Annotated in this window: 12 protein-coding genes; 1 reads left to right on the top strand and 11 read right to left on the bottom strand. The window is 71.6% G+C overall.

Annotation, left to right across the window (positions count from 1 at the left end; genetic code table 11):
- Window positions 1–152 precede the first annotated feature (152 nt).
- The gene (locus tag ABIA38_RS14520) at window positions 153–1,088 is read right to left on the bottom strand and encodes an AAA family ATPase (protein ID WP_424639018.1); all 936 of its coding nucleotides are present in this window, start codon (window positions 1,086–1,088) and stop codon (window positions 153–155) included.
- Between the two features lie 114 nt (window positions 1,089–1,202).
- Here ABIA38_RS14520 and ABIA38_RS14515 point away from each other — a divergent pair, with 114 nt between their 5' ends.
- The gene (locus ABIA38_RS14515) at window positions 1,203–1,769 is read left to right on the top strand and encodes a prepilin peptidase (RefSeq protein ID WP_424639017.1); all 567 of its coding nucleotides are present in this window, start codon (window positions 1,203–1,205) and stop codon (window positions 1,767–1,769) included.
- A gap of 72 nt (window positions 1,770–1,841) precedes the next feature.
- Here ABIA38_RS14515 and ABIA38_RS14510 read toward each other — a convergent pair whose 3' ends face one another.
- The 10 genes from ABIA38_RS14510 to ABIA38_RS14465 all read right to left on the bottom strand — a co-directional run bounded on the left by ABIA38_RS14510 (window position 1,842) and on the right by ABIA38_RS14465 (window position 13,761).
- Window positions 1,842–6,554: a LysM peptidoglycan-binding domain-containing protein gene (locus ABIA38_RS14510; protein WP_424639016.1), complete on the bottom strand. Its 4,713-nt coding sequence runs from the start codon at window positions 6,552–6,554 to the stop codon at window positions 1,842–1,844.
- A complete protein-coding gene (locus tag ABIA38_RS14505) occupies window positions 6,551–7,027 on the bottom strand; it encodes a pilus assembly protein TadG-related protein (protein ID WP_424639015.1) in 477 nt (158 codons plus the stop codon). The genes ABIA38_RS14510 and ABIA38_RS14505 overlap by 4 nt, the downstream gene beginning before the upstream one ends.
- The gene (locus ABIA38_RS14500; RefSeq protein ID WP_424639014.1) at window positions 7,024–7,491 is read right to left on the bottom strand and encodes a TadE family protein; all 468 of its coding nucleotides are present in this window, start codon (window positions 7,489–7,491) and stop codon (window positions 7,024–7,026) included. The genes ABIA38_RS14505 and ABIA38_RS14500 overlap by 4 nt, the downstream gene beginning before the upstream one ends.
- Window positions 7,488–7,850 (bottom strand): TadE/TadG family type IV pilus assembly protein, encoded by a 363-nt coding sequence (locus ABIA38_RS14495; RefSeq protein WP_424639013.1) that lies wholly within the window; start codon window positions 7,848–7,850, stop codon window positions 7,488–7,490. The genes ABIA38_RS14500 and ABIA38_RS14495 overlap by 4 nt, the downstream gene beginning before the upstream one ends.
- A gap of 100 nt (window positions 7,851–7,950) precedes the next feature.
- Window positions 7,951–8,259, bottom strand: a complete 309-nt coding sequence (locus ABIA38_RS14490; RefSeq protein ID WP_424639012.1) for a hypothetical protein — start codon at window positions 8,257–8,259, stop codon at window positions 7,951–7,953.
- A gap of 77 nt (window positions 8,260–8,336) precedes the next feature.
- Window positions 8,337–9,212, bottom strand: coding sequence for a hypothetical protein (locus tag ABIA38_RS14485; RefSeq protein ID WP_424639011.1), 876 nt, complete (start codon window positions 9,210–9,212; stop codon window positions 8,337–8,339).
- Entirely contained in the window at window positions 9,209–10,180 is a 972-nt protein-coding gene (locus ABIA38_RS14480) for a type II secretion system F family protein (protein WP_424639010.1), read from the bottom strand. Before ABIA38_RS14480 ends, ABIA38_RS14485 begins: the two co-directional genes overlap by 4 nt.
- Before the next feature lie 5 nt (window positions 10,181–10,185).
- Window positions 10,186–12,063, bottom strand: a complete 1,878-nt coding sequence (locus tag ABIA38_RS14475; protein WP_424639009.1) for an ATPase, T2SS/T4P/T4SS family — start codon at window positions 12,061–12,063, stop codon at window positions 10,186–10,188.
- Window positions 12,053–13,018, bottom strand: coding sequence for a hypothetical protein (locus ABIA38_RS14470; protein ID WP_424639008.1), 966 nt, complete (start codon window positions 13,016–13,018; stop codon window positions 12,053–12,055). The genes ABIA38_RS14475 and ABIA38_RS14470 overlap by 11 nt, the downstream gene beginning before the upstream one ends.
- The gene (locus ABIA38_RS14465) at window positions 13,015–13,761 is read right to left on the bottom strand and encodes an SAF domain-containing protein (protein WP_424639007.1); all 747 of its coding nucleotides are present in this window, start codon (window positions 13,759–13,761) and stop codon (window positions 13,015–13,017) included. The genes ABIA38_RS14470 and ABIA38_RS14465 overlap by 4 nt, the downstream gene beginning before the upstream one ends.
- Window positions 13,762–14,164: the final 403 nt, after the last annotated feature.

The raw sequence follows: 14,164 nt of genomic DNA, 5'->3' as shown, positions 1-14,164 counted from the left end.
CCGTTCCCCCAAGTCCCCCGAGCCCCCGAATTCCCCCGCCCCACCAACCCCCAACAACCGAGCAATCTCCCCCGCCGCGCCCACGTCCGTCACATCGAGCGCCACGATCGCCCGGATCAGATCGCCGAGATGGAGCTGCCCCCGCCGCGTGCTCACCCCTGTGGCCTCGCGCTCCCTCGGCCCTTGCTCAGCGCGACCTCCAGGACCAGGTCCCACGTGTGACTGCCCGGTGCGACGCCCAGTTCGTGGCAGGCCCGCAAGGTGTCGAGGAATTCGGCCGTGCTCGGCCCGGCGACCGCCTCCGAGTCGTTGGCGATCTTCAGCAGATGATCCGCGACCGGTTCGGCGACGGACGCGGCGTAGCCGGCGCCGAGATGGCTGCGGGCCACCTTCAACAGGTGGGCCCGGTCCGGTGCTTCGAGCGAGAGCAGGATGCAGCGACGGACGAACGGCGCGGGCAGCTCCCGCTCGTTGTTGCTGGTGATCACCACCAGCGGCTCGGCCCCCGGGCGGGCCCGGACCTCCTCGCCGTCCGGTCCGGTGAAGCGCAGCGTGTCCAGCGGTACGAGCAGGCTGTTCGGCAGGTCCGGATCGGCCTTGTCGATCTCGTCGACGAGCACCACGGCACGCGGCGCGGGGCCGCTGTGCCGGCCGTACTGCGGGGCGGGGGCGTCCGTCACGTCCCCGGCCCGTCCCGGCGCGACCCGATACGGGTCGAACGCCTTCCACAACACGCCCTGCGCGCAGTAGGCGCCGAGTTGCGGCGCGACCTCGCGGATCTGGGCGTCGTTGAGCCGGCGCAGCGCGTCGAAGCGCCACAGCAGATCCTCGGGTTCGGTCCGCGCGGTGATCACCTCGGTATGGCAGACCCAGCCCAGATGGCGCGCCACACTCGGCGCGAGCGTGGACTTGCCCGATCCGGGCGGCCCGAACACCAGGAGCGGTCGCCGCGTCGCGAGCGCGACATTCACGGCGAGCACGATCCGTTCGTCGTCGAACACATATCCGCCGTCGGCCGGAGCCGGTCCACCGGCCTCGAACTCCGGTACGGGCGAGGGGGGAAGCTCCTGGAAGGGGTCGAATGCCATGGCTTTGGACACCCTCCCAGTGTGCCGCCCGGCCGGGTGCCTCGGTACGGATTCCGGCGCACCGAGGCCCGATTCGATGCCGTGTCGGTCGGCGGTCTGACAGGATCCGATGCCGTGCGGATATCTCCGATCCATCTCGACGCGGACACCGCCGGCGTGCTCCGCCGCGACCGGGCGACGATCGCGGTCCTGTTCGCGCTCGACGCCGGCGCGCTGGTCTGGCGGATCGGCGCGCGCCCGGAACTGCCCGCCCTGCTCGGTTTCGGGTTGCTCGCGGCCGCCCTGGTGGTGTGCGACGCCCGGTTGTTGCGGCTGCCCGACGCCCTCACGTTGCCCGGATACCCGGTCCTGGGCGCGCTGTTGCTGATTCCGCTGGACTGGGACGCCGCCTCGCGCGCGCTGCTCGCGATGGCCGTCGGGTACGGCGTGCATCTGCTGCTCGCGCTGGCCGGCGTCGGTATCGGGCTCGGCGACGCCAAGGCGGCGGGCCTGGTCGGCCTGGTCCTGGGCTGGTTGTCCTGGGCCGCGTTCGCCCAGGCGCTGGTGCTCTCGTACGTCGGCATCGGCCTGTACGCGGCCGTGCTCGCCGCGACCGGCCGGGCCGGGCGGCACAGTTCGGTCCCGTTCGGCCCGTTCCTGCTCGGCGCGGCCGTGGTCGCGGTACTCGTCCACGGCGGGTGACCGCGACCGAACCGCGACCACGGCCGCGCCGGCGGATCGGCGATTCGCGCCGGTCCGCCCGCGGCCGGGCCGTCAGTCGTCCAACAGGTCCCGCAACAACTCGACGGTGAGCGGCTCGGGTTCCGCGCCGAGTCCGGCCAGCAGCCCGTCCAGCCGGTCCACGTAGTAGTCCAACTCCGCACGATCGCCCGTTATATGGGTGGCTCGGAACATCGTCCGGTAGAGCATCTGCGATTCCGGGCACACCACCAGGCCGACCGAGCAGGCCCGCTTGGCGGCCTGCGGGTCGTGGTTGTCCAGGTGGTAGTCCGCCAGCCGGGCGGCGACGTCGACGATCTCCGCGATCATCTGCTGGCGGAACGGCTCGGCCCAGACGTAGCGGCGCGGGCCGACCCCGTCGAATGGCGCATCGCGCACTATGTCGAGCGCCCGGGCGTAGTCCATCGCGATCTCGTGGTTCCCGTACAGGCCGGCCGCGACCAGCTCGCGGAAGCGGAACCAGTCGCACGCGAAGCCCGGTCCGAACGCGTAGCCCCCGCCGCCGATCGCCGCCGGCAGATGGCTCGTACCATCCTGGCCGGTGCCCACCCAGCGGCGCAGTTGGCTGATCGCCGAGTTGCGCGCGGTCGCGGTGACGCCCAACGGCCAGACGGCCGCGTCGAGTTCGGCCAGCGGGCGGCCCGGGTGCAGGGCGATCCAGGCGGCGAGTTCGGTGAGTCGGGCCCGGCGGCCGTGCTCGACCTCCTCGCCGACCCCGATCAGATCGACCTGGCCCAGTATCCGGATCTCCGGGTAGGTCGGCGCGAAGCCCTCCGCCGGTTGCCCGACGGGCAGCGGCACCTCGGCCGGCAACGCGGCCACCGGCGGTGCCACGTCCCACGCCGAACCCACCTCGGGGGCATCGACCACCGGCACCTCCGCCTCCGGCGCGACCACCAGGAACGCCCCGGAGTCCTCGGCGGTCAGGCCCTCCTGGACCTGCCCCGGGGCACCCCAGTACTCGGCGGACGGCATCTCCACGCCGGCCGCGGCCCGCTGCGCCGGCCTCGGCACGGCGATCTCGGCCGCGCTCGGCGCCGGGGCGACGCGCCCGCGTGCGCGGCCCTGCATCAGGTCGACCTCGTCGTCCGGGCCCAGCACCTGCGTGCCCGGGGCGGAGTGCACATCGGCCCGTACTCCCCCGTGCCCGTCGGCGGCGTGCGCCGCGTAGGTCTCGTAGGTACCCTCCGGGGCGTCGTCGACGTGCCACGGTGGGGCTTGTTCTCCGGTGCTGGTCCGAGCGTCGATGGACACTGCCGTTCCCTCGTCCGGGGCCTGTGCGGCCGCCACCGGTTCGGCCGGCGGTCCGGCGTCCTCGGTGGGTGGGTGGGGGTGGTCCTCGGGATCGTCCACCCCTTCGGGTCCTGGTTCGTCGTGCCCGGCCTGCCCGATCCGCGTCTCGCCGACCAAGGGGGCCGGCCCGACGGGCCGTTCGGGCGTCGGGGACAGTCCGAAGACCGGTTCCCCGAGCGTCGAGTCCGCCGGGTCCGGTGGCCCGAACCCCGCGATGTCGGACTCCTCCGGCCCGAAGTGCGCCGCCGCCGGCGGCTGTTCCTCGTGGCTCGGCGGGGCGACGACCGCCGCCTCGGCGATCGGCTCGGCATACACCGACCCGGCCCGGACCGACCCGTCGGCGGCCGGCTCCTCGAAGGATGGCGGCACCGGCGCTGCACCGCCATATGGCGGATGCGGATACGGCGATTCCGCATAAGGCGGTTCGGCATATGACTGTTCCGGGTATCCGGACTCGAGTCCGGTGGCCTCGCGGAGCGGCTCGACCGGTTCGCCACCGTGCGGGAACTCGCCGGATTCGACGGGTGGTTGCCCGTCGCCCGGGCCGCCCTGGTACTGGAACAGCTGCGGTTCGGCGGCGCGTTCCGCCTCGCCGGCCGCCTGCCGGTGGTACTCGTGCGGGTCCTCGGGCAACCACGGCAGCGGCAGCGAGCCGGTGTCCTCCACCGAACCACCACCACGTTCGATCCGCTCCGGCGGCGCCAACGGCAGCCCCGCGACCGGGTATACGGCGGCGCCCCACGAGCCGGTGCCGGTGTGGCCGCCGCCCTGCAGCGGGCCGACTCCGGGCCGCCCGGGAGCGGCGAACACCCGTTCGTCCGGCTCGGGATCGGTGGGATCGGGCTGGTAGTACGCGGGCGACGCGGCGAACTCGGCGGCCGGCTCGGCCGCGGTCCCGCCGCCCACCCGGGCCGGTCGCTCCATCCCGCCGACCGCGGACCAGGCGGCGGAGGACATGCTGCCGGCGGCGGCCGGACCGGCGCCCACGTGCGCGGGTTCCGCCTCGTGTTCGGCCCGCTGCCCCGGGATCAGCACCTCGTCGGCGGGCACCCCGTCCAGGTCCTTGGAGACCGTGAACATGCTCACCAGCGCCTGGTACTGCGGATCCTCCAACCGCTGGACATGAACGTCGGTATTGATCCGACTCGGCGTCACCACCCCGGGCACGGTGGGCAATCGGGTCACCCCGAGGCCGCTGAGCCACGGTTCCGAGTGCACCGGCGCGATGATCGCGGCGGCAGCGCGCGGGTAGGTGTTGGTCAACCGCTGGATGTGCGACACGTGTGCCTCGGTCAACGGCTCCAGGGACAGCACGATCTCCGGCGGCCAGGTGTCCGGCAGGATGCCCTTGGTCCGGGCCTGCCGGGGGGAGGTCAACCTGGCGTCGTCGAGTAGCCCGACCACCTCGTCGGACCAGGTCGCCAACCGGCCCAGCGCCTCGTCCAGCGAGTAGGCGTAGCGCAATTGCTGGCGTCCCTCACGTTCGACGTCGCGCAGTTCGCGGCCGAAGCCGACCACCGTCACACACAGGTCGTCGCTCCACACGTTGGAGAGCAACTCGACGGCCAACGCGCGCAGTACGGCGAGGTTGTCTTCCCCGGTGCCGTCGGTGAGGCCGACCACGCCGAGCGATTCGAGATCGATCAACAACTGCCTGCCGTCGTCGGTTTCGCCGAGCACGGCCAGCGCCGGATAGGGCGCGGGTACGTTGGCCGCGGCGCTGGTGTGCAACAACTCGGCGTCGGCCGGGCAGGTCCAGTGCATGTGGTCGCCGTGTACGGCCTCGAAGGGGTACAGCGGCGGCGACGGCGCGGCCAGGTGCAGTTCGAGCTGTTGGTCGGTCAACTGCACCGAGTCGATCAGCGGCAGGGTCCGGCCGGTGTCCGACATCCGCGCACACAGCGTGCGCAGCGTGCGGTCGAACAGGTCGAGCGCGTCCGGGGTCTCGGTGGCGCGAAGTTGCTGTTCGAGGTCGGCGGCGGCCGGTGCGGGCATCGCGATCCGGCGCCCGTCCCGCCGCACCGACTGCTGTAGTCGACGGCGGACCAACAGCGCGCCGAGCACCGCCGCGGCGCCGACCGCGCCGAGCGCGAGCGCACCGACGGGTACCGAACTCTGCTCGCCGGCGGGGCTCGGCGCCTCGGCCCGGCTGCCGGTGGGGTTGGTGTTGTCGGTCTTCTGCTTCGGCGCCTCGCTCGACGCCGCGGGCGCGCTCGGCGCGGCGATCGGGTCCTGCTTGGCGATCTGCGGCGGCGTCTCGACGAACGGCTTCTGCTGCTCGACGGGGGGTGCGGACGCCGGGGGTTGCTGCGGCGGGGGCTGCTGTTGCGGGGGCTGTTGCTGAGGAGGTTGTTGCTGAGGAGGCTGTTGCTGTGCCGGCTGCTGCGGTGGTTGTTGCTCCTGCTGCTGCTGAGGCAACTGGGGGCCCGCGTCGCCGCCGCCCGGGATGGACAACGTCCAGCCGGGCTCGATCGTGTTCGGATCGGTCAGGGCGGCGCCGGTGGTCTGCGGCTTGTCCTTGTTTGCCGCAAAGATCTCCGGATAGCGGTCGCCGTCGCCGAGCAGCTCCTTGGCGATGTCGGACAGAGTGTCGCCCGGCTTGACGGTGACCGTCTTCGGCAGCGCCCGGGGCACCTCACCGGCCGCTCCGGGCGCGGTCTCCGGCGCGTGGGCGGCCTTGACCTCGGGCGCCGGGCCCGCGTTGGCGGGCAGCGCGAGCACCCAGCCCTCCTCGACGTAGTCCGCCGAATCGAACTTCTGCCCGTTCGCCATCACCTTGCCCTCGTTGAGCTTGGCGATCTCGGTCCACCGCTTGCCGTCGCCGAGCCGCTCCTCCGCGATCGTCCACAACGAGTCGCCGCGCTGGACGGTGTGCGTGGGACCGGCGCTCGGCCCGGGTTCCTGTACCCGGACCGGGATCTCCTGCTCGACGGCCCGAGTCGGCGCGCTCGCGACCCGGTCCGGGAACTGCGGCGCGGCCTGCGCCTCACCGGCGGCCAACGCGGTACCGGCGGGCAGCATCAGCATGATGCCGCCGATCAGCGCCCCGGCCGCCTTCTGGCTCCACCCCAGACCGCGGATCCGCGGCGCGGACAACCCCCGGACCTGGGCCGGGATTTCCACCACCACGGAGATCGCGAAGCACAACCAGGCGAGCCACGCGACGATCGCGAGCGCCGCGAGGAACCCGCGCCCGTCGTCGGGCGCGGTGAGAATCCTGCCGACCTCGTCGAGTGCGGGTAACCGGTGCGGCAGCAGCGTCGTGGTGGATACGACGAGCAACGCGGGCAGCCCGACCAGCAGCGCGAACAGCACGACGAGGCTGACCAGACCGCGTACCAGGTCGAACAGGAAGCGGCCGGGTCCGCGGCGCCTGCCCCGGCCGTCACGAGTGCGCGCGTGCGCCCGGAGTCCGGGGCCGGCGCCGGGACGAGGGCCTTGGGTAACGGTCACGGTGCGTCCTCCGGGTCTTTGATCCCATGGACGAGCCCGGCACGGGCATGGCCTTTGACGGTGAGGGTGGAGACGCCGAAGAAGGCGGCCACCTTGGTCTTGTATTCGAGGGTCACCCAGACGTCGATGTAGCGGCCGTCGGGGGTGGGTATCGCGTGGCGTTCCTTCACCACGCTGTAGGCGTCGAGGTAGTCGTTCGCGGCTTTTTGCGCACGCTCCTTGGGAACCACGATCGCCGTCCCGGGGATGGCCTTGGCCGGATCGATCGCCTGTCCCGCCGCGCGGGCCGCCTCCTGGGCATATGCGTTCGCCTTGGAGTCCGCGCGCAACTTGCCGCCGCCGTCCAGGACCAGGCCGACGAGCAGGATGATCGCCGCCATCATGATCGCGAGCATGATGGCCAGTGAGCCGTGGTCCCGCGCTTCGGGCGCAACGTCCGGGCGATATCGGCGGGTTCCCGAAGAGGCCGTCATTTGTTCGGCCTCTCCCGGTAGGTGTCGATCACGGATGTGAAGGTGCCGTTCATCGTCTTCGATCCCGGGATCCCCGGGAATGCGACATCCGAGAGCGAGACATTGCATGTGACGGTCACGGTGACGGTCGCGGCTTGGCCGACATCGACACTGAACCCACTGGTGTCCACCTCGGTATGGTGCCGCTCACCGGGGCAGCCAATGCCCTCCTGCTCCAGGGAGCGGTCCACGGCCCGCTGGGCCAGGTCCCTTGCCCTGTCCGGATCCCGCGCGATCGACGCCTCCCGCGCCCCCGCCTTGGCCGCCGCGTCCACCCCGTTGCCGGCCACCGAGACACGCCCGAACGCGATGATCAGACACAGGAACGCGATCACCATCGGAGCAAGTACCGCCGCCTCCAACGCGAACGACCCCTCGTCCGACCGCGGTATCCCCCTGCGCACCCTCGCCCCCCAGGCTTTCATCGGCTCGGACTCGTCCACCGCTCGACGACCCCGTCCGCGTGCTGCGTGATGGTCAGGTTCCCGATCCCGGGCACGATCGACAACGACGTGCCACGTACGGTCACCCGAAGTTGCCCATCCTTCGTCTGCTCCGGAGTCACCCTCGGATCCTTGAGCATTCCCCCGCTGAGGTTCTTCGCCACCTTGCGCCCTTGATCTTCCGCCGCGTGCAGGTCGCCGTGCTGCCGCCGCCCCTCCTCGACGCCCTCCTTGGCCGCCTGCATCGCCACTTCCCGCGCGTACCACCACAGGCAGCCCTGGATCACCGCGAGCAGCACCAGGATGAACACCGGGAAGATGATCGCCATGGTGATGGACATGCTGCCGCGATCCGACCCGCCTGCCTGTCGCAGTCGGCGCCGGATCGCGGCGGTAGGGCGGTTGCCCGATCTCGTCATGAGGAACGTGTCGCCCGACTCGCTACTTGTCGGCGCCGTCCGGCTTGGGCATCTTGTAGTCCTTGTCGGAATCCTTCAGCCCACCCCGGTACTTCTGGTACAGCGCGTAGATGACGGCGGCGATGCTGACCGCCGCGACGATCAACACGCCCACGATGATCGCGGTTTCGATGCTGACCGCGCCGTGGTCGCGCTCCTTGCGCAGGCGTCGATAGCGGTCCACCACACCGCCGGTGACGACCATGACGGCGGCCACCGGGGCCGGGGTCAGTCTGCTGATGGTGGTCCCCACACGATCGACCACCGCGGGGGACGAGGAACCGATCTGCATTGCCTGTACTCCTTCCGGAGAACGGCTCGAAGTCCGAGGGTCGTGCACGAGATCGTGCACCCGGTTTTGCGTTCCGTTCATACCGAGAACATCCGGGAAATTGCCGGGAATCCGAGCAGGACTCCCATGATCACCACGAGCATCGTGCCCGGGACGGTGAGCCGTTCCGAGTCCGCGTTCGCCTGTTCGTGTTCGTTCGCGAGCAATTCGGTGCGCAGCGACTGGGAGCGGGCCCGCAGGGTGCCGTACACCGCGGCCCCTTCGGTGCCGGCCATCTCGATGATGTCGGCCACGTCGGCGAGTTCGGGCAGGTCGAGGTCCTTGGCCAGGTCGCGCAGGCCGTCCCAGGGATCCGCGCTGCCCACCCGGGCCCGGGCCAACGCGTCCTGGATCCGGGCGAATGCCCAGCCGTCCCCCACCGCCGCGGCCCGCTCCAGGGCCTCCGCCGGTCCCGCGTCGCCGGCCCGGCCGAGCGCCACCAGGTCCAGGTAGGCGGCGGCCGCGTGCTGGAACTCGATCCGGGCCGCCTTGGCCTGATCGCGCAGCGCGAAGTCCGGGACGAACCACATGCCCGCCGCCACCAACAGGCAGACGAACAGCGGTACATAGAACGCGACGCCGATCCCGGTGGCGAGCAGCACGGCGGACAGGAACGCGGGCAACATCAGGCCGAGCAGCGCCATCAGCGCCTTGGTACGGACGAAATGCGCGACGCTCTCCCCGACCAGGTCGAGTTCGCGGTGCGGGACCCGGAAGCCCGGGATCCGCCGGGCCAGGGTGACGAGTTGGTCGTCGTACTTGCCGCCGCCCTCCTCGGTACGCCGCCTGGGCGTGCCGGAGAGCCGATGCAGCGCGTTGCCCAGATCCGGCGGCGCGGGCCACAACTCCCGGACCAGCAGGGCGACCCCGGTGCCGAGGACGCAGCCGCTGACGATCATCTCGGGTGGGATCACGACCACTCACCCCGCAGCACGGGCGCGTTGTGCACGCCCTCGGCCTGTTCCGTGTCCACCGCGCGGGCCTCCTTGACCACACTGCGCGGGTCGGCGACCAGAAACCTCGGCTTGATCCGGTCGGTGGCCAGCGAGCGCATCCAGATCAACGTGCCGATGTACGCCATCGCGATCAGCAGCAGGACCAACTGGCCCACCGCGGTCCCGTACGGCTCGGCGTAGCTGCGGTTGATCACCACGACCAGGGCGGATACGCCGAGGGTGATGTAGGTGATCCAGCGCACCGCGATCCGGGCCCCGGCCCGGTTCGCCTCGATCGCCCGCCGCTGGCGCACCTCTTCGCGGACCGTCGCGGCCAGGTCTTTCAGCGCCATCGCCAATCCGGGTCCTCGATCGGCGGAGCGCAGGATCAACGCTGCGGCGATCTTGTCCGCGGTGGCGTCGCCGAGGTCGGCGGCGAACGCGCGCAGTGCCTCCTCCGGGCGCCAGCGCGACTGCAACCGGCTGACCAGGTCGCCGACTTCCTCGATCAGTGGTTCGGGGCAGGTGGCCCGCGAGGTGAGGATCGCGTTCTCCAGACCGGCGCCCAACTCGATCAGGTCGGCGATCCGCCGGGTCCAATCGGCCAGCGCGTCCAGGCGGTTGATCACGGTGCGATCGCTCTTCGTCGGCGCGAGCAGCCAGGGCAGTCCGCAGAACGCGGCGATCACCAGCAGTCCGGCGACCAGGAATCCGGTGAACAACCAGACCAGCGCGGCCACGACCACGCCGACGACCAACCGGATCCGCCGGGCCTGCCGCTGACGGGCCGTCACCGGCCCCGAGCGCATTCGCCGGATCGCCAACTCCAGCCGACTCGGTGCCTTGGGCGTCGGATCGTCGTAGGTGCCGACGAGGCCGACGATCAGCCCGATCACCCCGCCCACCAGCAGGCATCCGCAGACCGCGACCAACAGCGCGTCACCCATGCCGATCACCCGACCTGATGCAGCTTCAGCTGCAACGGCCGCCAGCCGTGCGGCTCGTCGAGCAGATGCGGACTGAAGCCGGCCCGGATCAGGTCCGGCATGTCCGAGGGGTACATCCGGGCCACCGCGCGCGGATCGTCGTTGGTGGGCGCGAAGATCGTGTTCACGGCCGGGCGGCGGTGCTCGCCCATCCCGGTCACCTCCAGGACGTGCGAGACGAACCGGTGCCGTTTGCCGCCGATCGCGGTCTCGTCGATCATCCGCACGAAAACCACGTAGTCGACCGCGTTGGAGGCCAGCCGATAGGCCAGTTCGGGACTCATGTGCGCGCCGTACTCCAGGCAGAGTTCGGCGATCCGGTCGAAGATCATGTCCGGCTCGCGCACGTGCAGTGTGCACATCGAGCCGCCCTCACCGTTGGTCATCACCCGCAACATCGGCACGATCTCGCTGGAGCGCACCTCGCCGACGATCATCCGGGACAGCGACATCCGCAGCGCGGAGGGGATCAGTTCGCCGATGGTCAGCTCGCCCGCCGACTTGCCGTCGATCCCACGTTCGCCGTTGCCCTCCCGGGCCTCGATCGCGACCACCTGCCGCAGATGGCCCAACTCGTGGAGGAACAGTTCGAGTTCGGTCTCGAAGGTGCCGATCCGCTCGTCCCGGGGGATCTCGTGGGACAACGCGCGCAGCAGCGAGGTCTTGCCCACGCCCTGGGTGCCGCAGATGATCAGGTTCTTCTTGGCCCGTACGAGCGAGCCGAGGAACGCGGCCAACGTCCGGTCCAGGGTGCCCAGTCCGATCAGTTCGGCGAGCCGCACGTCGCGGACCCGGTGCCGGCGGATCGTCACGTAGGTGTGCGGGGTGACCTCGGTGATCGCCTGCAGGCGCGAGCCGTCCGGCAGGCGCAGCGCCAGGGTCGGCTGGGCCGTGGACAGGGTACGTTCGCCGCTGCCGTGCCGCCGGGCCAGATCGCGCAACAACTCGCGGAGTTCGTCGTCGGAGGAGGTCAGCGGTGGTACCTGGACGCGCGGTCGGTCCGCGTAGTCGACCCAGACCGTGTCGTAGCCGTTGACCAGGATGTTCTCCACGGCGGGGTCGGTCAGATACGGCTCCAACGGCCCGGCCCGGAACAACCAGTCCCACACCGCGCGGGCCATTGCCCGGTCCTCGGCGGGGGTCGTGGAGATGCCGCGCTCGCGTGCGGTGATGTCGGCCCACTCGGCGACGACCTGGGCGACGATCGCCCGGCCGCGCTGCTCGCGGTCCCCGTTGGTCATGCCGGGGGACATCTTGTCGAACTCGTGCAGCTGTTCGGCCGCGCGATCCTTGAGGATCCGCACCACGGCCGGGTCCACGACCGGATCCCCGGACGGGTTGCGCGGCGGCCGCACGGTGGCGCCGGTCGCGTTCGCGCTCGTGGTCGGGGCGGGAGTGGCGGCCGGGGGTCGCCGGCTGACCGCGCCGACGCCGTTGGCGGTGACACTCGCGGTGGGCGGCACGGTGAACATGCCGTCCCGGGCGCCCACTTGCCGGGCGCCGCCGTTGAGCTGCCCGTTCGTCGGGCCGGCCGGGCCGGGGGCGAGGGGCGTACCGTTCGCGGGCGTCGGCGGCGGGGTGTGCCCGACGGCGGGGGTGAGCGAGCCCGCGCCCGCCGACCAGGGTTGCGCGGGCGCCGCGTTCGGATCGACCGGGCCGCCGCCGCGTTGGAAACCCTCGGGCCAGGTGCGTGGCGGGGGCGGCGCGTAGAGCACATCCTCCGCCTCGGGGATCCCCGGCACCACGTGCATGTGCGGGCGGTAGCCGGACTCGGCGGGTGCCTCGGATTCCGGTTCCGGCTTGTTGTGCGGATCCGGGTGCAGGGGCCGCGCGTTATCGAACATGGCCCGCCTCCTCGCCGGCCGGCCGCAGTGTCGGCTCGACCTCGACGCCGGCCTCGGCCGGCGTGGGCTTGCGGATGTAGGCGGCGGCCTGCGCCCAACCGTCGCCGGTCGGTTGCGCCTGCGGCTGCGGACCGGACGCCAACTCGCCGCCGGGGGCCGGGCGCGGGGCCAGCCGCATCCGGCGCTGGGCGGCCAGCGCGAGGGCGGCCTCGGCCGTGGTCCGCGCGGCGCGCATGAACTTCGAACGCAGGAAACGTTTTCCGGTGTCGCCCTCGCCCGCGGACAACACTCGCGCGCGTTCCGGATCGAACGGCAACAACCCCAGGACCGGCGCCTCCAGGTGCTTTCCGATCTCCTGCCGCGAGTAGCGGCCCTCCTCGATCACCACCAGGGCGATCGAGTCGGACCCGGTCCCGTGCGTGTCCAGGTCGTTGCGCAGCGCGGCCAGCCGGGGCTGGGCCTGGGCCAGCGAGGGCAACGTGCCGCGCACGACCGGCAGTACCAGGTCGGCCCGGCGGGCGGCGATCGCCGAGGCACCCGTGGTGCCGCGCCGACCCAGGTCGACGATCACATCGTGCGGTATCTGCTGATTGCCCAGCCCGGCCGCGAGTTGGGAGATCGGATCCCACGTGTAGGCAAGTCCGGAGGCCTGGGTGGGGTCGACCAGGCCGGGCAGCAGCAGCCGTTCGCGCCGGCCGTCGGACAGATCCACCAGTTGCCGGAAGAACGCGTCCACCAGGTTTCCCTGACGGTGCGCCACCCCCAGTTGGTGCAGGCCGTATTCGGCCGAAACCCGACCCTGGAGGGCACCGGCCAGGATCGAACCCCCGTCCGGGTCGGCCTCGATCAGGATCACCCGCCGCCCGGCCGGCAGCGGCCAGGTGAGCAGCAGCGCGAGTGCGGTCGAGGTGGCGCCCGGGGCGCCGGTGCCGCCGGTGACCGCGACGACGGTCATGTGCCGCCACCGGCCTTGGTCGGCGCGGGGCCCGGCGCCGCGTCCGCGTTGCCGGTGTTGAGCACGACAATGGAGAACCGGCCCTCGGCCACCTGGAGGGCGAGCACCGGGCCGTCCTTGGCCGGCACCGCCACATCGAGAACGGCCTTGCCCGAGCCGGAGTTCGAGTCGCTCGCGCTGGAGCGGATCACCGTGGCCGCGACGGTGACGGGCTGCGCGGCGGAGTTGGCGCTGCTCGACGCGGCGGCCGTCACGACCAGGATCCGGGTGCCCGGAGTGACCCGCTGCACCGGCATCTTGGTGCCGTCCACGGCAATCGGCACGAGTGTCTCGCCGGGCTGGATCGCGATGCGTTCGGTGACCTGATCCGAGGTCAGCAGGGTGCCCGGGCGCAACTCGACGGCCGCACGTTTGCCGACCACGACCGCCTTGGAACCGGAGCCGATCGGGTGCAGCCCGGGTGCGTCGTTGATCTCCACGACCCGCAGATCTTCGGCGGCGATGGTCTGCCCGTAGGGCACCGTACGCGCGACCGCGAGCACGGCCACCCGTTTGTCACCCAGCTGGTAGAACGCCGCCGAGCCGAGGCCACCCGCCGCGATCAGTGCGACCGAGAGCGCGATCAGCGCGGGACGCCGGCGTCTGGCGCCGAGGCTGCGCGTGGGCGTGACCGGCATCGCGCCCGCCGGTGCGCCCTGCCCCGCGACGCCGCTGCCCGCCGGCCGTTCCGTAGCTGCCTTCACCACCGGCTCCGCCCCCTTGCTCTGCCGGGTCCACCCAGGTTCCGCGCGGACCGTGATCCACTTCGGAGCTACCGCTCGTATCTTCCACCACACACACTGTCAGGTGAATGGCGAACGGCCCGAAAACAGCCGCCGAAGTTGATCTTTCGAAGCATTCGACGGCCGCTGCCCACCGCGTGGACCAGCACGATCGGGGACGCCATGTGACGAACCCGACCCCACCCAAGATCACGGGCAAGCATCTCGTTCCGGACACCGAACGGGCCCCACGATGGTCCCGAAACGAGGCGCTCCGCAAGCACTTTCAGGCAATTGTTGGCGGGCCGAGTCGTCCGCCCGCCAAGATCGCCCGGGTGTGCCGACACCCCGCCGACCCGACGTCGCGAACCGTACTCGACCCCAT

The organism is Embleya sp. AB8 (genome assembly GCF_049739465.1).
Lineage (GTDB): Bacteria > Actinomycetota > Actinomycetes > Streptomycetales > Streptomycetaceae > Embleya.
Note: the sequence above shows the minus strand (reverse complement) of the source record. Positions and strands in the feature narration are given on the sequence as shown.

Excerpts from the sequence above, each read along its gene's own strand:
- ABIA38_RS14475 (WP_424639009.1), bottom strand. The coding sequence starts at position 12,063 with ATGTTCGATAACGCGCGGCCCCTGCACCCGGATCCGCACAACAAGCCG.
- ABIA38_RS14500 (WP_424639014.1), bottom strand. The coding sequence starts at position 7,491 with ATGAAAGCCTGGGGGGCGAGGGTGCGCAGGGGGATACCGCGGTCGGAC.
- ABIA38_RS14505 (WP_424639015.1), bottom strand. The coding sequence starts at position 7,027 with ATGACGGCCTCTTCGGGAACCCGCCGATATCGCCCGGACGTTGCGCCC.
- ABIA38_RS14520 (WP_424639018.1), bottom strand. The coding sequence starts at position 1,088 with ATGGCATTCGACCCCTTCCAGGAGCTTCCCCCCTCGCCCGTACCGGAG.
- ABIA38_RS14490 (WP_424639012.1), bottom strand. The coding sequence starts at position 8,259 with ATGCAGATCGGTTCCTCGTCCCCCGCGGTGGTCGATCGTGTGGGGACC.
- ABIA38_RS14480 (WP_424639010.1), bottom strand. The coding sequence starts at position 10,180 with ATGGGTGACGCGCTGTTGGTCGCGGTCTGCGGATGCCTGCTGGTGGGC.
- ABIA38_RS14470 (WP_424639008.1), bottom strand. The coding sequence starts at position 13,018 with ATGACCGTCGTCGCGGTCACCGGCGGCACCGGCGCCCCGGGCGCCACC.
- ABIA38_RS14495 (WP_424639013.1), bottom strand. The coding sequence starts at position 7,850 with ATGTCCATCACCATGGCGATCATCTTCCCGGTGTTCATCCTGGTGCTG.